Genomic DNA, 17,791 nt, shown 5'->3' on the forward strand with positions numbered 1-17,791 from the left:
AAGACGCCGGCGCCCGACGGGGAGACGGCGAGTTAGCCGGCAGGTCGGCATGTCAATCCTGGTCTAACAGAGCCTTAAAAAATCATCGAGAGGATTGCCTGCTCGAAAAGTAGTCAAAATAGCCCCGTCCCAAAAAGACTGGGTATTGGGCGTTGACAGTTGACGAGCCGTAGGTAAAATATCAACTTGTCCTGGGGACGTAGCTCAGTTGGGAGAGCGCTGCCGTCGCATGGCAGAGGCCGAGGGTTCGACTCCCTTCGTCTCCACCCTTGGATTTGATAAGCCGCTGACATTGTGTCGGCGGCTTTTTTTAAAAGAAAGGGCTGAACTATGGCCGAGCTTGAGTCCCAACCATTGTCTGACGAGGAGCGCGCCGAGTTGGAAGAGCTCCGCGCCGAGAAGGCCCGCCGCGAGGAGCAGGAAAAGGCTCGTCGCGAGCGTGAGGAGCTGGCCGCCCTGCGCGCCGAGCGTGCGAAGGCCGATGAGGCCGCTGCCAAGGCCGCATCCGAGCCAGCGCCCGCCGCGCCCAAACCTCAGCCTAAAAAAGCCGCTCGTCCCAAGCCCGTCGATTCCAAGCCGAGCCGTGACGAGATGACGTTTGCCCAGCGCATGATCACCTCTAAAGAGCCTGTGGACGAGGACGATATCCCCGGCATGCCGCCGGCTCAAAAGCTCATCATCGCGCTCGCCCTGATTGGGTTTATCGTCTTTATGGGTTACACGATCACGGGCAGCATGGGGTTGCACTAACCGAACCGCACCCGGTGCCCCGCTCGCGTATTTCGCCCCGTCCAACCGTCAACGTCTGTACAACGTATTCGAAAGGTCGCCCCATGGCTTTGACCGACATCTCGCATCCCACCGACATCGCAATGCTCACCGATCTGTACGAGCTCACTATGGCCCAGGGCCTGTGGGAGAGCGGCAAAGCCAATGAGCAAGGTTGTTTTACGGCGTTTTACCGCGACCATCCGTTTGGCAGCGCGTACGCCGTCATGTGCGGTACTGCCGAGCTTCCCGAGCTCGTCGAGAATCTGCGCTTTACGCCCGAGGATATCGAGTACCTCGCCTCGCTTCAGGCTCCCGCCGGCGGTGCGATGTTTAAACCCGCATTCCTCGACTACCTGCGCAACTTCCGCGCGCACGTGAACATTGACGCCGTGCCCGAGGGCGAGCTTGTTTTTCCGCGCGAGCCCATGGTGCGCGTCACCGGTCCGGCGCTGGAGTGCCAGCTGCTCGAGACGGCACTGCTCAACATCGTCGGCTTCCAGACGCTCGTCGCCACCAAGACGGCACGCGTGGTGTTGGCGGCGGACGGCCGTCCCGTCGCCGAGTTTGGCCTGCGCCGCGCTCAGGGTCCCGATGGAGGCCTGGCCGTCGCCCGCGCAAGCTATGTGGCCGGCTGCTCGTCCACGTCTAACGTGCTTGCCGGGCGCCGCTACGGCATCCCCGTCTTTGGCACCCACGCGCACAGCTGGGTGATGAGCTTCGATTCCGAGCTCGAGGCCTTCCGCGCCTTTGCCAAGTCGAGCCCCAAGAACTGTACGCTGCTCATCGACACCTATGACGTGCGCGAGGGCTGCGAGCATGCCATTACGGTTGCCAAGGAGATGGAGGCGGTGGGCGAGCGCCTGTCGGCTATTCGCATCGACTCCGGCGACCTCGCCAAGCTCTCCAAGTATGTTCGCGGCCGTTTTGATGCCGAGGGCCTGCCCTATGTGGGGATCTCGGTTTCCAACGATCTTGACGAGTACACGATTCAGTCGCTGCTGGACCAGGGCGCGCCCATCGATAGCTTTGGCGTGGGTACCAAGCTCGCGACCTGCTATGACCAGCCGGCGCTGGGTGGCGTGTACAAGCTTTCCGCCCGCCGTGCGAGCGAGGCAGATCCATGGACGCCGGTGGTCAAGCTCTCCGAGCAGCCCTACAAGCGCACGATCCCGGGTGTGCAACGCGTGCGCCGTTATTACGACGGCTTTGGCGGCCCGGTCTGCGACATGATCTACGACGAGGACCATCTGGCGGGGGAGGGCGCCGCGCGCGGCAATACCCTCGTGGCCGTGAATGATGCCGCCCTGGTGACCGACGTGTCCGAACTTGAGTATCGCGAGCTGCTGGTGCCGATCGTGCGCGACGGCAGCGCGGTGGCTCCGCGTGAGAGCATCCAGGACGCGCGCGAGCGCTGTGTTTGGGCGCTCGATCATCTGGACGCAGCTTTCAAGCGCTTCCTGTACCCGCAGACCTATGTGGTGGGCATGGAGCAGGGCCTGGCTCAGGTGCGCGACGAGCTCGTGCGCAAGAATATGGCCGCGGCTTCTGCTTTTCCCTGGGCTCACTAATTCTTTGGGCGGTAGGGGCGAGTCACGCTCCCTTGGCCGCCGCTCGGCCGTTCGCTGAACAGTTGATTGGTTTGACGTATGACGACTTCTTATAAAACGATGGTGGTAAAGATCGGTTCGTCCACGGTGGTGGGCGCCGATGGCAAGGTCAACCGCGCCTTTATCGGCGGACTTGCCGATCAAGCCGCAGCGCTGCGCAAGCTCGGCTGGCGTCTGGTCGTGGTGAGCTCGGGCGCTATTGCCTGTGGCTATCCCGTGCTGGGCTTCGACCGCAAGCCGGTCGGTGACCTGCCGAGCTTACAGGCTTGCGCCTCGGCCGGTCAGTGCATCATCTCGTCGGCCTACGACGAGGAGTTCCATGCGCGCGACCTGCTCACCTCGCTCGTGCTGCTCACGCGCCACGACACGGCCCGTCGCACGTCCTACCTGCATGCGCGCGACGCCCTGCTGCGCCTCGTGGAGCTTGGCGTGGTGCCGATCGTCAACGAGAACGATACCGTTACCGTCGATGAGATCAAGTTTGGTGACAACGACACACTGGCGGCGCTTGTGAGCTGCCTGGTTTCTGCCGATCTGTGCGTGACGCTCTCGGACATCGATGGTCTCTATACTGCCAATCCGCACGAGGACCCGACGGCCGAGTTTGTTCCTGTCGTGCATAAGATCGATGCCAAGATTATTGCCTCGGCGGGCGATTCTTCCACATCGGTGGGCACGGGCGGCATGATTACCAAGATTCGCGCGAGCCGTATCCTGATGACGGCGGGCATTCAGAGCGTGATTTGCTCGGGCGAGGAACCCGATGCGCTCGTGCGCCTCGCCCGCGGCGAGAGCGTGGGCACGCTGTTCGATCCGCCGGCGGAGCGTCTGGACATCGCACCCCGCAAGCTGTGGATCGCACTGGGCGACAAGGCGCACGGCTCGGTGACGGTCGATGATGGTGCCGCGAAGGCGCTGGTTAGCCGTGGCTCTTCCTTGCTTGCGGTGGGTATTCGCGAGGTCGATGGCCAGTTTGCCGAGGGCGATGTGCTCGATGTGTGCGATCCGAGCGGTATGGTCGTCGCCCGCGGTATCGCTGAGGCCGATTCGGACGTGCTGGAGCTTGCTGCCGGTCGCCGCCAGGACCAGATCGCCAGCAACCGCCTGCTCGCTAACCTGGCCGAGAAGCCGGCGATACACAGGGATAACTTGATCGTATTTGCATAAAGAAAGACAGCGCTGCGGATCGTTTCCCGCAGCGCTGTCTTTCTCGTGCCGGCACTTGGGGACGTTCCTTTTGTGCCGGCAGGTGGGGACACCCCTTTGCTAGAAGATCCGGCGCAGGTCTCCGCGGTTGAGGGCCTCGTCGAAGAGGTGCTTGAATACCACGCTGCCGTGCAGGCCGTCGTGCTCGAACTCGTTGGTCACCCAGGCATGCGAGTTGCCCACGCGGCTGAGCGTATCAAGCTGCAGGCCCGAATCCACGTACATGTCGTCGAAATACACCGCGGCCTGCAGGGGCACCTCGTTGCACGCCAGTCGCTGCGGGTCGTAGATCTTGTCCCAGCTGGTGTCTTCCATCAGCAGGTCCATGGCGGGCTTGAAGGGCTTGAGCTCGGGCATCTGCTCGAACATCCACGGGAACATGGCCTCGCCGGTAAACATGAGCGGGCGCGCGAGGGTGTCGAACTCGGCACGATGGGCCTTCTCCTCTGCTGCGGCCCAGCGAATGGGCATGGTGTCGCCGTCGGCGTAGATAAACTCCTGCAGTGTCCAGTACAGCGGGTTCGTGCGTGTGTTGGTGCGCTCGAAGGCGCGCATCAAAAAGCTGTCGGATACCGAGGAGCCGCAGCTCAGCGTACCGTCGCCAGTATCAAAAGCGTGATCGATAGTCCAATGCATGCGCTCAAAGCTCGGCTTCATGCCAAAGTCGCTGCCTATGAGCTGTAGGCGCTCGACCGTCATCGGCGAGCCGTCGGGCAGCACGGGCTTCTGAGCCTCGAGCGCATCGGCCAGGGCTGCCACGCGCTCGACGTCAGCGGGATAGCGGTCATAATACTGCTGCGTCTTGGCGGCCATGCGCGGGAAGGTGTGCGCGTAGACCTCGCTTGCGCTCGCCGGTACGTGGGGGATGCCGCCGCAGGTAAAGCTCGCCGCCACGCCCTCGGGGAAGAGCGACAGGTAGCTCAGCGTCAAAAAACCGCCGTAGCTTTGGCCGAGCGTGACCCACGGCTTGCCGCCAAAGCCCACTAGGCGCAGGTACTCAAAATCGCGCACGATGGAGCTGGCGAGGTGGCGCTTGAGGAAGTCCGCCTGCGAGCGTGCTGTATCGGCGCCGGCGGCCGTTGCGCGATCACCCAGTGCCTTGATCGTGCGTCCGTCCACGCAGCTACTGCGTCCGGTGCCGCGCTGGTCGGGAAGGACCACGCGGAAGTGCTTGACGGCCTCCTCGATCCAGCCGTCGCTTGTGGGCGACAGCGGACGTGGGCTCTCGCCGCCGGGGCCGCCCTGCAAAAACAGGAGCAGCGGCAGATCGTCGTTGATGCGGTCGGGCGCGCTAACCACGCGGTAGAAGAGCTTGATGCTCTCGGGCGCGCCGGCGATGGGTGCCGGCATGGCGCCGCGGCGCATGGTACTGCCGACGGCCAGGAGCATCGGCTCCAGGCCGCGCCAGTCAAGGGGGACGTCGATGCTGTGGTCCTCGACGTAAAGGCCGGGGACGTGGTACGAAGTGATGAGGGCCATGTGAGTCTTCCGTTCGTTGCGGTGTTTCGGGTTGACCAATTCTACCGCCGCGGGCGAGGCCATGCGCAAATCGGCTACCATGGTTGCAAACTTCTAGGAGAAAGGGCCGCCCATGTCGGTCGATATAGCCACGTATGTCCACGATCTTGCCGTTGCCGCCAAGGCAGCGTCGGCCTCGCTTGCCACGGCGAGCGATGAACAGCGCCAGGAGGCCGTGCGCGCCATGGCCGCAGCACTGCGCAACGGTGTCGACTCCATCGTCGCCGCTAACGAGCTCGATATGTCCGCCGCGCGCGATGCGGGTACCTCGGCTGGACTGCTCGATCGCCTGCTGCTGACGCCCGAGCGCGTCGAGGGCATGGCCGCCGGCCTGGAAAAGCTTGCCGAGCTGCCCGATCCCGTGGGCCGCGTGCTCGACCACCGCGTGCTTGCAAGCGGCGTGGACCTGACCCGTGTGAGTGTGCCGCTGGGCCTGGTCGCTATGGTCTACGAGGCGCGCCCCAACGTGACGGCCGACGCCGCAGGCATCTGCATCCGTACCGGCAACGCCTGCATTCTGCGCGGCGGCTCGCTGGCCTATCACTCGTGTGCCATGATCGCCGAGCTGCTGGCCGATGCGCTCGAGGCCAAGGGCTTCCCGCGCGAGGCTGTGTCGATGATTGAGTCCACCGACCGCGAGGCCACTGGCGAGCTCATGAAGCTCCGCGGCATTGTCGACGTACTCATTCCACGTGGCGGTGCAGGCCTGATCCAGCGCTGCGTGCGCGAGTCGCTTGTGCCGGTGATCGAGACGGGCACGGGCAACTGCCACATCTACGTGCATGAATCCGCCGACTTTGATAAGGCGCTCAACATTATCGTTAATGCCAAGACCCAGCGCGTAGGCGTGTGCAATGCCGCCGAGTCGCTGCTGGTCGACCGTGCTGTGGCCGATGCGTTTTTGCCTGCGGTCGTGACCGTGCTGCATGACCACGGCGTGCTCATTCACGGCGACGAGGCAACCTGCGCCGCATGCGCCGATGCCGGGCTTGCCGAGGGCGACAACTACGTCGCCGCGACTGAGGAGGACTGGGGTCGCGAGTACCTGGCTCTCGAGATGAGCGTGAAGGTCGTGGCGAGCGAGGACGAGGCCATCGCACACATCAACCGCTACGGCACGATGCACTCCGAGGCCATCGTTGCCGAGGACACGGATGCTTGCGAGCGCTTCCTGGATGCGGTCGATGCCTCGGCCGTGTACGCCAACGCCAGCACGCGCTTCACTGACGGCGGCGAGTTTGGCCTGGGCGCCGAGATCGGCATCTCGACCCAAAAACTCCACGCCCGTGGCCCCTTCGCCGCCGAGGCCCTCACCACCTACAAATACAAGCTCCGCGGCACCGGCCAGGTCCGCCCCTAAACCCCTCGTAAACGAAAACCACCACAAAGGTGCCTGTCCCCTTCGTGGTGGTTTTAGGTGGCGTGGGCGGTTAGGCCTGGAAGGTATCGCGGTCGGGGGCGAAGGACTGCATGGCCGCGATGGTGCGGTCAAAGAGCTCGGGGAGCTCCCAGCCGAGCATCTCGGCGCCCTGCGAAATCACGTCGCGCGAGCAGCCGGCGGCAAAGCGCTTGTCCTTGAACTTCTTCTTGAGCGACTTGGTCGTAAAGTCCATAACGCTCTTGCTCGGGCGCATGATGACTGCAGCGCCGATCAGGCCGGTGAGCTCATCGCAGGCAAACAGGATCTTTTCCATCTGCAGCTCGGGCTTGGGCAGCGAGGTGTTGAAGTCGGACGTGTGCGTCTGGATGGCGCGAATGAGCTCTGGAGACGCACCTTCGCCCTTAAGAATCTCGGCAGCATAGATGGTGTGGTTCATGGGGTCGTCCTCATGCTCCTCCCAATCCAGGTCGTGCAGCAGACCGACGATGCCCCAAAACTCCTCGTTCTCGGGGTCGAACTCGCGCGCAAAGTAGCGCATAGTGCCCTCGACTGTCTCGCCATGGGTGATATGGAACGGGTCCTTGTTGTGCTCGTTGAGCAGTTCGAACGCGCGGTCGCGGGTGATTCCGGCGGTAAGCGGCTCTGCCATAGGAGACTCCTTGTGCTCGTGGGTATCGATAAGAATGAATACTACTAGAACAAGAAAACCACCACAAAGGTGCCTGTCCCCTTTGTGGTGGTTTTGGCGCGGTTGGGTTAGTTGAGGGCGGCTTGGGCTAGGCGGGCTTCGGCGGCCTCCTCGGTGACGCCCAAGGCCACGGCGAACTCCTCGATGGAGCGGCGCTTGGCTTCCTTGAGTACGCGCATGTAGTAGGAGCTGGGCTTTTTATCAGCTTCCTCGGCCTGGCGAATGCGGTACATCATGGTCTTTGCCACGCGGACCGTCTCGGGCGCGCCCAGCTTGAGCTGCTGCTTAAAGTGCGTCTCCTCAAGTGAGCTGTTGCGCTCAGTAAAGGTGTCGCACTCCAGCTCGTCATAGTGGCTCAGCAGGTGCTCGGCATCTTGCTGAGAGATGGCGGCGTGCAAACGGTCGGCCTGCGCCACGGGGTACATGAGGATCGTCTGCGCATGTCCCTGCTTGGTCTCGAGCAGCAGCATGGGCTGCGGTGTGTCGTCCCTAAAACCGACGACGGTGCAGACTCCCTGACCCGGATGAATGACGTGTTGACCGATTGAGAACATGCTACCTCCAACTTATACGAATTTACGTATGTCTAGAATAACACGCTGACGTGCGCAAATCCTCACTTTATGCAGGAAAAGCACACAACTCTGATAGGTAAGAGTATTCGATAAAAGACGCAGCTCATTCATACCTTTATGCATTTTCAACGCGTGCATAATTTGCAGGCAGACTGGCATCTTTGAGTGACTCCATACAAGCTGTAGTCAATTTTGTGCATATGCAATATCTATTAGCTTTACCCTGCGACAGTAGCTACTGCTTGTGATAGAGTGCTACAAACTCTGGCTTTTGCCCTACGAGTGACCAAGAGCTCGGGGGCTTTAACACAAGGAGGACCTATGCCCGAGAAGATTGAAGAGCTGGTACGCGCTGCGCTTGCTGCGGCCCAGGAGGCCGGCGACCTTTCCGCATTTGAACTTGACGATTGCGCCATCGAGCGACCGGCTGACACTTCTCATGGCGAGTGGACCTCCACCATGGCTCTGAAGTCCGCCAAGCTGGCTCACTGTGCCCCGCGCAAGATCGCCGAGGCCATCGTTGCCCATATGCCCGAGGACCCCGCGATCGAGAAGGTCGAGATCGCAGGCCCCGGCTTCATCAACTTTTACCTCTCCGTTGCCGTCAAGAATGCCATCTTTGGCGAGGCTCGCGAGAAGGGCATGGACTTCGCTAAGTCCAACGTCGGTGGTGGCTTGAAGACCCAGGTCGAGTTCGTCTCCGCCAACCCCGTCGGCCCCATGCACATTGGCCACGGCCGCTGGGCCGCTCTGGGCGACTCGCTCTGCCGCGTCATGGACCACGCCGGTTACGACATCCAGCGTGAGTTCTACATCAACGACCACGGCTCTCAGATGAACACCTTCGGCAACTCCATCAGCACGCGCTATATGCAGCTTGCCGACATCATCGCCAAGCAGGGCGTTGATATCGACGAGGCTCACAAGCTGCTGATCGCCGACCGCGACGCCTTTGTTGCCGACGAGAACGACGAGCACCCCGAGACCCATCCGTATCAGGACAACTTTGCCGAGACTCTGGGCAAGGACTCCTACGGCGGCGACTACATCATCGACGAGGCTGCCGAGTTCTGGCGCACCGACGGCGACAAGTGGGTCAACGCCGATCCGCAGGAGCGCATGGAGAGCTTCCGCGAGCGCGGCTACGTGAAGATGGTCGACAACATGCGCGACCTTTGCCACGCCGTTAACTGCGACTTCGATCGTTGGTTCTCCGAGCGCTCCCTGTACGTGAAGGACACCGAGGGCGAGACCGCCGGCACCTCCGCCGTCGACCGCGCTTTTGAGAAGCTCGACAAGATGGGCTACCTCTACACCAAGGACGGCGCCCTGTGGTTCCGCTCCACCGACCTGGGCGATGACAAGGACCGCGTCCTGATCAAGTCCGACGGCGAGTACACCTACTTCGCCTCCGACGTTGCCTATCACTGGGATAAGTTCCAGCGCGTCGACCACGTCATCGACATCTGGGGCGCCGACCACCACGGCTACATCGAGCGCGTCCGCTGCGTCTGCGACGCTCTGGGTTACCCCGGCAAGTTTGAGGTTCTGCTGGGCCAGCTCGTCAACCTGCTGCGCAACGGCAAGCCCGTCCGTATGTCCAAGCGTAAGGGCACCATGGTGACCCTGCAGGAGCTCGTCGACGAGGTCGGCTCCGACGCTGCCCGTTACACGCTCATCTCCAAGAGCTCCAACCAGATGGTCGACTTCGATATCGAGGCCGTCAAGAAGCGCGACAACTCCAACCCGGTGTACTACGTGCAGTACGCTCACGCTCGCGTCTGCTCCATCCTGCGCCGTGCTGCTGACGTTACGCCCGAGCAGGCTGACGAGATGGGCATGAAGGCCGTCGCCGCCAAGGCCATCGGTGAGAACGTCGATTACTCGCTGCTGACCGACCCGACCGAGCTCGCCCTTTCGCGTAAGCTCAACGAGCTCACCGACCTCATCGCCAGCTGCGCTCGCGACCGCGCTCCGTTCCGTCTGACGCACTTTGCCGAGGAGCTCGCCGGCGACTTCCACAGCTTCTATGCTGCCTGTCAGGTGCTGCCGAGCGAGGGCCGTCCCGTCGACCCCGAGCTTTCGCGTGCCCGTCTGGCCGCTTGCGACGCCGTCCGCGTGACGCTCGCCCTGGTGCTCACCCTTGTTGGTGTCTCCGCTCCCGAGCAGATGTAATCATCGAGTCATTTGACCGTATAGACTTGGTTTAACTAAGCCTTGAAAGCCCGATCTCCCACGGAGGTCGGGCTTTTTTGCAAACGCCGACGTATTGACGAATTTGGAACTGCTGGAAATACGAAACTATGCCGGTTTACTACGATGAATTGAGATATTCCAACCACGCCGGCTTTTCGCTAAAAAGTGCAAGGCATCTATCTGCGGTTTTAGTTCAACAAGTTTCGGAGTGGTCGCGGTCGAGCGATTCATCGTAGTAAACCGCCATAGTTTTGGCGGAGGCAGTCAGATTTGTGGGTGTTAAACCAAAGAGTGTCCCTTTTGACTAGTCGTTTAAGAACGTCCCCAATGACTAAGTTGCAGGTGGCGGCGGTTGTGTTACACTAACGCTGCGTATATGACGCAAATATCTCGATACAGATCAATGATGTCCGTCGGTATTTGACGGAGCTAGACTGTTTAGCCGCCCTGAAGGTTTATGCAGGGAGCATGTGATCACAGGGCTTGAAAAGAAAGTTGAGCAAACACTGTGTCTGATCAACAGCAAGAAAACGAAATAACGACGACGCAAGCCGCTCCCGCTGCACCGGTTGCGTTGGACCAGGTCGCGGCGCCCGCGCAAGCCTCGGCTCCTGAGACGCCTAAGGCTGCTTCGACGCCTACGCCTTCAGCGGCTGAGAAGGCCGTGCCTGCAACTGGTGAGGAGGCTGCTCCGGCAAAGCCCAAGCGTACGCGCCGCACGGCCAAGTCTGCTGCTGACGGCGAGGAGGTCACCAAGCCCAAGCGCCGTACCACGCGCACGACGCGCGTCAAGCGCACCGTTGCAGCTGACTCCTCGGAGCCGATTTCCGATGAGGTCGCGCAGGCGCGTGCGTTGGCGCAGATTAGCGAGGCTCAGGTGGTGCGCGCCCGCCGTCGTGCTGCCGAGCGCGAGGCCGCGGCTCTGACCGAGCTTGCAGCTCCGTCTGCGCCCGAGACACCTGCCGCCGACCAGCCGACCGAGAAGCCGGCACCGCGCACACGCCGTCGCACGGCTGCTAAGGCCGAGCAGGTTGCCGATCAGGTAACCCTCGAGCTCACCGAGGCTTCGGTTCGTTCCGCGGCAGGGGAGGGCGCATCGCCTGCTGAGTCCGCTGCGCCTGTCGAGGCCAGCGAAGTTCCCGTTGTCGATCCGGCTTTGCGCCCGCACCGTCGCGGTCGCAAGCCCAAGGCCTTCGTCGAGGCAGAGAAGGCCGCAGCCGCAGCTGCAGCCGCTCGGGATGCTGCGGCGACCGCCGAGTCTGCAACCGCTGCCGATGCACCCGTCCAGGATGCTACGACTTCCGAGGCCGCTCCCGCCGATGTCGAGCCCGCCGACGTCCGTCCCGGTCGCAGCCATCGTACTGCTGCTAAGCGCACGTCCAAGGCCAAGGCTGCCAAGAAGGGTGCGTCCGAGGTTTCCGCCGAGACGACCGCCGATGCATCGACTGATGCCGCCGAGCCCCAAGACGTCGAACAGTCTGCGTCCGAGAAGCCCAAGCGCGGTCGCAAGAAGTCCGCTAAGGCCAAGGCCGTCGAGCAGCGGGCTGATGTCGAAGCGCAGGTCGATTCCGGCGCCGAGGCCAATGACGCCGCTGCGGCCAATGCCGACGCCGCCGCAACTGATGGTGCCGCGCCCGCCGAGGCCGAAGACGGCGCTCGCCCCAACCGTCGCCAGCACAAGCGTAACGACGAGCGCAACGACCGCAAGGACGAGCGCAACAACGACCGTCGCAACCGCCAGCGCGATCGCAAACAGCGCAACAAGGAGCGCAACGCCGCCCCCACCGAGCCCACGCTTTCGCGCGAGGAACTCGCGGCCATGAAGGTCGCCGAGCTGCGCGAGAAGGCCAAGGAGTTCGAGATCGAGACGACCGGCAAGAAGAAAGCCGAGCTCGTCGAGGAGATCTACGTCACCGCCGCGAAGGCCGAGGGCTTCCGCGACATCAAGGGCATCCTGCAGATTCGTCCGGACAGCTCCGGTATCATCCATGCCCACGGTTACATGAAGTCCAACGACGATGCCTTCGTCCCCGCCTACCTCATCCGCTCCGCGCGTCTGCGCACGGGCGACGTCATCGAGGGCTCGCTTCGTCCTTCGCGCGGCGGCGACAAGCGCGCCGGCCTCGCCAAAATCACGACCGTCAACGGTCTAGACCCCGAGCAGATTCGCAACCGCCCCAAGTTCGGTGACCTCACCCCGGTCTATCCCAACGAGCCGCTGCGCATGGAGCATGGCAAGGACTCCATTACCGGTCGCGCCATCGACATCGTGTCGCCGATCGGCAAGGGTCAGCGTGGCCTGATCGTGTCCCCGCCCAAGGCCGGCAAGACCACAATCCTCAAGAAGATCTGCCAGTCTATCTCGATTAACAACCCCGAGGTGCACCTCATCTGCCTGCTCGTCGACGAGCGCCCCGAAGAGGTTACCGATATGCAGCGTTCCATCAAGGGCGAGGTTGTGGCGTCGACCTTCGATATGCCCGCCGACAACCACACTCGTGTGGCAGAGCTCGTCATCGAGCGCGCAAAACGCATCGTGGAGCTGGGCGGCGATGTTGTGGTGGTGCTCGACTCCATCACGCGTCTTGCCCGCGCCTACAACTTGGCGGCGCCCGCCTCGGGTCGCATCCTTTCGGGCGGCGTCGATTCGGCGGCCCTGTATCCGCCCAAGCGCTTCCTGGGCGCAGCCCGTAATATCGAGAACGGTGGCTCGCTCACTATCCTGGCCTCTGCCCTCATCGACACCGGTTCCAAGATGGACGAGGTCATCTTTGAGGAGTTCAAGGGCACCGGCAACATGGAGCTTAAGCTCGACCGCGACCTGGCCGATCGCCGCATCTTCCCGGCTATCGACCCCGTTGCCTCCGGTACGCGTAACGAGGACCTGTTAGTCGACGAGCAGATGCGTCCGTTTGTCTTTGGCCTGCGTCGCATTCTTGCCGGCATGAACAACACCGAGCGCGCGGCCGCATCATTTATCAAGGGTCTAAAGGGCACCAACACCAACCAGGAGTTCCTGGTGCGTTCGGCCAAAAAGCACAGCGACTACGAGCAGACGTTCTAGGTTGTCATCCACACGCAGCGTTAATCATCAATGCGATAAAGGGTCGGGGCTTTGAGCCTCGGCCCTTTTCTATATCGCCGCTTCGCACTTATTTTTGACCATAAGACTGGCAAGCAGCAGGTTTCCCGTTTCAATCCGACATCGTCGCTTGCAATCGACAGGGCGGTTTCGCATAATAGCTTTTAAGCTTCGCGACGGAAAACGCAGATGAAACGAACCATATACCGTTGCTTTGGGGCATAGCCCCGCTTCATCTTCTCTCGCGCAGCCAACTGAATGATGCGATTTGGGTGCTGGAAGATGGGGAGAGCTCATGGCTTCTTCTGATGCAACACAACGAGCAGTCCTTGCCGGACTTTCGTGCGGGATCGGCCTTGCCGCTCCCGTGGTTATGTATGCCGCGACGCTGCCGTTTTCGTCGGTGAACGAGACAGTCGTGGCAGGTGCGGTTCCCTTCGCCGTGGGCGCGGTGGCGGGCGTGGGTATCTATGCCGCCTCGCTGGGTATCTCCGAGTACCGTGCGCAGCGTGAAGAGCGTCTGTTCCAGCCCGATGCCATGGGCGGTGCCGCCAATCTCAATCAGCATCAAAGCGAGTTCAAGACCGCCTCGATTCCAGCTCAGCAGCAGGATGTGACTCCTTACGCTGCGGCTTCTGCTTCTCAGGCTCAGGCGGAGCAGTCTACCTCGGCATTCCTTTCCGGCCTGACTGGTGCGTTCCAGCGCCGTCATGCCGATGATGGTGTTCCTACCATCGCTCGAGCCGCAGATGCTATGGACGAGGACGAGGCTTGGTCTATGATCGACAGCATGCTCGACGACGATTCGCCGGTGAGCTGCGACCCCGCACGCTCGCGCGACGTCTATCAAGTCGCCATCGACGAGCTCACCAACGGCGGGCAGACCGGCTCCTTCAATCGCGACGACGTCGCCGCCGCGGCACGCGCCGTGTCTGGCTCCCAGGCCGCCCCTGCGGGCAGCACGGCGGCTTTCGTGGCACTCGTCGCCAACGCGGCAGCCAATAACGCCTACAGCGCTACCTCGGCGGACGCGAACGCTTCTGCCGACAATTCGTACGTTGATGAAGCCATGGCCGCGGACGAGGAGGCCGTTGCCGCCCGACGTGCCGCCGAAAGCTCGCTTTGGGGCGCTCCTGCCCAGCAGCAGGCGGCTGAGGCTGCGCCGTACAATGCAAACCTCGCCAGCATGCCTATCATCTCCGGTGCCGCGGACATCGATCTCGATGACCTCGATGAGCCTGCAGCCATTACCGCATCGATTGATGCCCAAGATCGCATCGATACCGGCGACCTTCCGGATGCCTCGCTCGAGGTTGATGTCCCCATGGCCGATTACTCGGGCCACGAGGACATGTGGGCCGCCGCCACCGCGATTCTGGATGAGATTGACGAGCCTGCTCCTGTTGCAACCCCCGCTCCCGTCGCTGCCCCTCAGCCTGCTGCCCCCGCCTATGTCGGCCGTCACAGCGCTGTGTTCCCCGAGGATACCGCCCGTATCTCGCGCGAGAGCATCGAGCGGGCCGAGGCTATTGCCGCCGGCATTATGGAAAATCGTCGTCACGAGCGCGTCAATCAGATCCTCGAGGAAGAGATCGAGCGCCTGCAGTCCTCTACCGCCAAGCGTACGGGCCGTGCCTATCTGAGCGTTATCGAGGGCGGTACCGCCAGCTTCGCGCCGCTCCGCGCGGAGGCATAACTTCTGCATGGTTAAGATCAATCGAAAATGGGCGGTCGTGACCTGCCTGATGGCGCTCTTGATCTGGGGCAATTCGCTGGTTCCCGGCTCGGGGTCGGGCTCGCTGAGCCTAACGGTCATGGAGGCTATCCGCGGTTTCCTGCACGGCGTGGGACTTCCATATGAATGGGTGACCAACTTTGTTGTTCGCAAGTGCGCACATTTTTCCGAGTATATGGTGCTCGGCATCTTGGCAACGCACGCCTTTGATTTTGAGGGCCGGCGCACCTTTGACGTGCTGCTGCCCACGGCGGTGTTCCTGCTGCTGATTCCCTCGATCGACGAGACGATTCAGCTCTTTGTGCCGGGACGCGCCGGCATGATCACCGATGTGATGATCGACTGCTGTGGAGCGGCAACGGGCGTTGTGCTCCGATATCTACTACGATCGCTCATATGTGCCAAAAAGGCCGCCTAGGACGTATGTTTGGTCCTAGGCGGCCTTTTTTATTAGAGGGCTTATATGGGGCGTGGTGGCGTCGTTCCGTAGGTTGGATTTGCCGAGCGCGCCACGCCCTGTGGGTGCGTCTGCTACTGAAGCGCCTGTGCGCCCAGGGCCAGGCAGCCCATGATGCCCTGCTTGCCCTCGAGGCTGTTGTTGACGATGTAGGTATCGATGTCGTTGACCTCGGGCGTGACGATATAGCCGTTGAGCATTTCGGCGCACTTCTTGCGCGCGAGCGGCACGATGGGGGTGTGGTCGGCCACGCCGCCGCCGATGATGATCTTTTGCGGCGCGTAGCACAGCGTGTAGGTCATGAGTGCTTGTGCCAGATAGCCGGCGAGCAGGTCCATGGCCTCCGGATCATCGGCCACGTCTCCGGCGCTCTTGCCATCCCAGCGCTTTTTTACGCCGGGGCCGGCGATGAGGCCCTCGAGGCAGTTGTCGTGGAAGGGGCAGGCGCTGTGCTCGCCAATGGTGTCGCGCGGGTCGCGCGTGACCAGGATGTGGCCAGCCTCGGGATGCATCATGCCGTGCACGAGCTTACCGCCCGAGAGCACGCCGGCGCCTACGCCGGTGCCGATGGTCAGATACACAACGTCAGTGAGGCCCTGGGCGCAACCAAAGGTGACCTCGCCCAGGCAGGCGACGTTGACGTCGGTGTCGTAGCCGCAGGGGATATTGAGCTCGTTTTGGATAGTGCCCAGCAGGTCAAAGTAGCGCCATGCCGTTTTGGGCGTCTCCAGGATCTTGCCGTATTGGGGCGAGGCAGGGTTGACTGCGGTGGGGCCAAAGGCGCCGATGCCCAGCGCGGCGATGCCCTTGTCGGCAAACCACGCGTTGACGGCCTCGACGGTCTCCTGCGGGGTCGTGGTCGCGATCTGCTCACGCTCCAGGACCGTGCCGTCTGCATAGCCCGTGGCGCAGACCATCTTGGTGCCGCCGGCCTCGAGCGCTCCGATAAGCTGCTGCTCTGCCATAGTATTCCTCTCTCTGGGACGAGTTGCTCCGTGACTAAAGTATAGAGCTCTAAACCATTTAAGAAAGCGCTATAGAAAGAAGCCTCGCAACGCGGCGGGCGGTGCGAGGCTTCTTAGGTTGCTTTAGTTGCCGGGCCGTCCTTACCCGCGCGGCTTGATTTTATCACGTAGCGACTTGAGGTTCTCCAGCGCCGCGTTAAGCGTCTCGTCTCGCTTGGCAAAGTGGAAACGAATCAGATGGTTGACGGGCTCGCGGAAGAAGCTCGAGCCGGGCACGGCACCCACACCCACTTTAGACGCGAGGTCTTCACAGAACTCGAGGTCGCTGTCATAGCCAAACTCAGAGATGTCCATCATGACGTAGTAGGCGCCCTGCGGCACGTTATGCTCAAGACCGATGCTGTCGAGTCCCTGGCAGAACAGGTCGCGTTTGGCGGTATAGAGGTCGAGGACCTCATCGTAATAGCTGTCGTCGAAATTGAGGGCGGTGACGACGGCTTCCTGCAGGGGGGCGGCGGCGCCCACGGTGAGGAAGTCGTGGACCTTTTTGATGCGCTCGGTGATTTCGGCAGGGGCGATAGTGTAGCCCAGACGCCAGCCGGTGATGGAGTAGGTCTTGGACAGCGAGCTGCAGCTGATGGTGCGCTCAAACATGCCGGGCAGCGTGGCCATATAGACGTGCTCGTGGGGCGCGTAGACGATGTGCTCGTAGACCTCGTCGGTGATGCAGTAGGTGTCGTACTTTTTGCAGAGGTCGGCGATAAAGGTGAGCTCATCGCGGGTAAAGACCTTGCCGCAGGGGTTGGAAGGGTTGCACAGGACGATGGCCTTGGGATCGTTGTCGCGGAAGGCCGCCTCGAGTGTCTCGCGGTCAAAGTCGAATGTGGGAGGGTTGAGCGGCACGTAGATGGGCTCGGCACCCGAAAGGATCGTGTCGGCGCCGTAGTTCTCGTAGAACGGCGAGAAGATGACGACCTTGTCGCCGGGGTTCGTGACCGTCATCATGGCGGCCATCATGGCCTCGGTGGAGCCGCAGGTGACTACGATATTCTCGTTGGGGTTCACCGGCATGCCCATAAAGTGCTCCTGTTTGGCGGCGAGCGCCTCGCGCATGGCCTGGGAGCCCCAGGTGATGGAGTACTGGTGATAGAGCGGCTTGGGGTCGCTGGCGATGGCGCTGAGGCTATCGAGCAGCTGTGCCGGGGGATCGAAGTCAGGGAAGCCCTGCGACAGGTTGACGGCGCCATACTTATTGGAGATGCGCGTCATACGGCGGATGACGGAATCGGTAAACGTTGCCGTGCGGTTGGAGAGTTCTTTCATGCCGGTCCTTTCGAGCATTTGCAGTGGGGCAAGTTTACTCCTATGAAACCGGTGGGATTTGCTCGAAATGGTCTCGAAAAACTCTTTTCAAAATTCTTGAAAATTGGGGCTTGCATCGCGTGGCGTTCCTTGCAATAATAGTCGAGCGCGAAGCGCACAGGACACGGTGGGTGTAGCTCAGTTGGCTAGAGCGACGGGTTGTGGTCCCGTAGGTCGAGGGTTCGAGTCCCTTTACCCACCCCAGTTCTTGCTTCGTGTTGATATCGGGTCGTTAGCTCAGTTGGTAG

Annotated in this window: 13 protein-coding genes and 2 tRNA genes; 10 read left to right on the forward strand and 5 right to left on the reverse strand. The window is 61.9% G+C overall.

Annotated features, from left to right (window positions below; all coding sequences use genetic code 11):
* Window positions 1–193: 193 nt before the first annotated feature.
* The 4 genes from AB5405_RS06975 (at window position 194) to proB (ending at window position 3,545) form a co-directional block, all read left to right on the forward strand.
* Window positions 194–266 (forward strand) — tRNA-Ala (locus tag AB5405_RS06975).
* Window positions 267–330: 64 nt separating this feature from the next.
* Entirely contained in the window at window positions 331–750 is a 420-nt protein-coding gene (locus tag AB5405_RS06980; RefSeq protein ID WP_368137998.1) for a hypothetical protein, read from the forward strand.
* 83 nt (window positions 751–833) lie between these two features.
* On the forward strand, window positions 834–2,339 hold the full coding sequence (locus AB5405_RS06985) for a nicotinate phosphoribosyltransferase (protein ID WP_368137999.1): 1,506 nt from the start codon (window positions 834–836) through the stop codon (window positions 2,337–2,339).
* Between the two features lie 78 nt (window positions 2,340–2,417).
* Window positions 2,418–3,545: a glutamate 5-kinase gene (gene proB / locus AB5405_RS06990; protein WP_117776143.1), complete on the forward strand. Its 1,128-nt coding sequence runs from the start codon at window positions 2,418–2,420 to the stop codon at window positions 3,543–3,545.
* A 99-nt stretch (window positions 3,546–3,644) separates the two neighbouring features.
* Here the strand turns inward: proB and AB5405_RS06995 are convergent, their stop codons facing one another.
* Window positions 3,645–5,063, reverse strand: a complete 1,419-nt coding sequence (locus tag AB5405_RS06995; RefSeq protein ID WP_368138000.1) for an alpha/beta fold hydrolase — start codon at window positions 5,061–5,063, stop codon at window positions 3,645–3,647.
* A gap of 112 nt (window positions 5,064–5,175) precedes the next feature.
* Here AB5405_RS06995 and AB5405_RS07000 point away from each other — a divergent pair, with 112 nt between their 5' ends.
* Window positions 5,176–6,462: a glutamate-5-semialdehyde dehydrogenase gene (locus AB5405_RS07000; RefSeq protein ID WP_368138001.1), complete on the forward strand. Its 1,287-nt coding sequence runs from the start codon at window positions 5,176–5,178 to the stop codon at window positions 6,460–6,462.
* Window positions 6,463–6,532: 70 nt separating this feature from the next.
* Here AB5405_RS07000 and AB5405_RS07005 read toward each other — a convergent pair whose 3' ends face one another.
* Both AB5405_RS07005 and AB5405_RS07010 read right to left on the reverse strand, forming a co-directional pair.
* Complete coding sequence (locus tag AB5405_RS07005) at window positions 6,533–7,132, reverse strand: HD domain-containing protein (RefSeq protein WP_138375338.1); 600 nt, start codon at window positions 7,130–7,132, stop codon at window positions 6,533–6,535.
* Between the two features lie 107 nt (window positions 7,133–7,239).
* Window positions 7,240–7,725, reverse strand: a complete 486-nt coding sequence (locus AB5405_RS07010; RefSeq protein WP_138112805.1) for a CarD family transcriptional regulator — start codon at window positions 7,723–7,725, stop codon at window positions 7,240–7,242.
* Window positions 7,726–8,067: 342 nt separating this feature from the next.
* Between AB5405_RS07010 and argS the strand changes: the two genes are divergently transcribed.
* The 4 genes from argS (at window position 8,068) to AB5405_RS07030 (ending at window position 15,177) form a co-directional block, all read left to right on the forward strand.
* Window positions 8,068–9,921, forward strand: a complete 1,854-nt coding sequence (gene argS, locus AB5405_RS07015; protein ID WP_055286535.1) for an arginine--tRNA ligase — start codon at window positions 8,068–8,070, stop codon at window positions 9,919–9,921.
* A 685-nt stretch (window positions 9,922–10,606) separates the two neighbouring features.
* The gene (gene rho, locus AB5405_RS07020) at window positions 10,607–13,006 is read left to right on the forward strand and encodes a transcription termination factor Rho (RefSeq protein WP_368138002.1); all 2,400 of its coding nucleotides are present in this window, start codon (window positions 10,607–10,609) and stop codon (window positions 13,004–13,006) included.
* Window positions 13,007–13,319: 313 nt separating this feature from the next.
* Window positions 13,320–14,720: a hypothetical protein gene (locus AB5405_RS07025; protein WP_368138003.1), complete on the forward strand. Its 1,401-nt coding sequence runs from the start codon at window positions 13,320–13,322 to the stop codon at window positions 14,718–14,720.
* Between the two features lie 7 nt (window positions 14,721–14,727).
* A complete protein-coding gene (locus tag AB5405_RS07030; RefSeq protein WP_368138004.1) occupies window positions 14,728–15,177 on the forward strand; it encodes a VanZ family protein in 450 nt (149 codons plus the stop codon).
* A gap of 113 nt (window positions 15,178–15,290) precedes the next feature.
* Here the strand turns inward: AB5405_RS07030 and AB5405_RS07035 are convergent, their stop codons facing one another.
* Window positions 15,291–16,181, reverse strand: a complete 891-nt coding sequence (locus AB5405_RS07035; protein ID WP_368138005.1) for an ROK family protein — start codon at window positions 16,179–16,181, stop codon at window positions 15,291–15,293.
* Window positions 16,182–16,322: 141 nt separating this feature from the next.
* A complete protein-coding gene (locus tag AB5405_RS07040) occupies window positions 16,323–17,504 on the reverse strand; it encodes a pyridoxal phosphate-dependent aminotransferase (RefSeq protein ID WP_368138006.1) in 1,182 nt (393 codons plus the stop codon).
* 166 nt (window positions 17,505–17,670) lie between these two features.
* On the opposite strand from AB5405_RS07040, the gene AB5405_RS07045 reads away from it, so the two are divergent.
* Window positions 17,671–17,747 (forward strand) — tRNA-His (locus tag AB5405_RS07045).
* Window positions 17,748–17,791: the final 44 nt, after the last annotated feature.

It is taken from the genome of Collinsella aerofaciens (assembly GCF_040920445.1).
Classification (GTDB): Bacteria; Actinomycetota; Coriobacteriia; order Coriobacteriales; family Coriobacteriaceae; genus Collinsella; species Collinsella aerofaciens_BH.

What these genes read in the sequence shown, in the direction of transcription:
- AB5405_RS07035 (WP_368138005.1), bottom strand. Translation starts at nt 16,181, where the DNA reads ATGGCAGAGCAGCAGCTTATCGGAGCGCTCGAGGCCGGCGGCACCAAG.
- argS (WP_055286535.1), top strand. Translation starts at nt 8,068, where the DNA reads ATGCCCGAGAAGATTGAAGAGCTGGTACGCGCTGCGCTTGCTGCGGCC.
- AB5405_RS07030 (WP_368138004.1), top strand. Translation starts at nt 14,728, where the DNA reads ATGGTTAAGATCAATCGAAAATGGGCGGTCGTGACCTGCCTGATGGCG.
- AB5405_RS06995 (WP_368138000.1), bottom strand. Translation starts at nt 5,063, where the DNA reads ATGGCCCTCATCACTTCGTACCACGTCCCCGGCCTTTACGTCGAGGAC.
- AB5405_RS07040 (WP_368138006.1), bottom strand. Translation starts at nt 17,504, where the DNA reads ATGAAAGAACTCTCCAACCGCACGGCAACGTTTACCGATTCCGTCATC.
- AB5405_RS07005 (WP_138375338.1), bottom strand. Translation starts at nt 7,132, where the DNA reads ATGGCAGAGCCGCTTACCGCCGGAATCACCCGCGACCGCGCGTTCGAA.
- AB5405_RS07000 (WP_368138001.1), top strand. Translation starts at nt 5,176, where the DNA reads ATGTCGGTCGATATAGCCACGTATGTCCACGATCTTGCCGTTGCCGCC.
- AB5405_RS06985 (WP_368137999.1), top strand. Translation starts at nt 834, where the DNA reads ATGGCTTTGACCGACATCTCGCATCCCACCGACATCGCAATGCTCACC.
- proB (WP_117776143.1), top strand. Translation starts at nt 2,418, where the DNA reads ATGACGACTTCTTATAAAACGATGGTGGTAAAGATCGGTTCGTCCACG.
- AB5405_RS07010 (WP_138112805.1), bottom strand. Translation starts at nt 7,725, where the DNA reads ATGTTCTCAATCGGTCAACACGTCATTCATCCGGGTCAGGGAGTCTGC.
- AB5405_RS06980 (WP_368137998.1), top strand. Translation starts at nt 331, where the DNA reads ATGGCCGAGCTTGAGTCCCAACCATTGTCTGACGAGGAGCGCGCCGAG.
- AB5405_RS07025 (WP_368138003.1), top strand. Translation starts at nt 13,320, where the DNA reads ATGGCTTCTTCTGATGCAACACAACGAGCAGTCCTTGCCGGACTTTCG.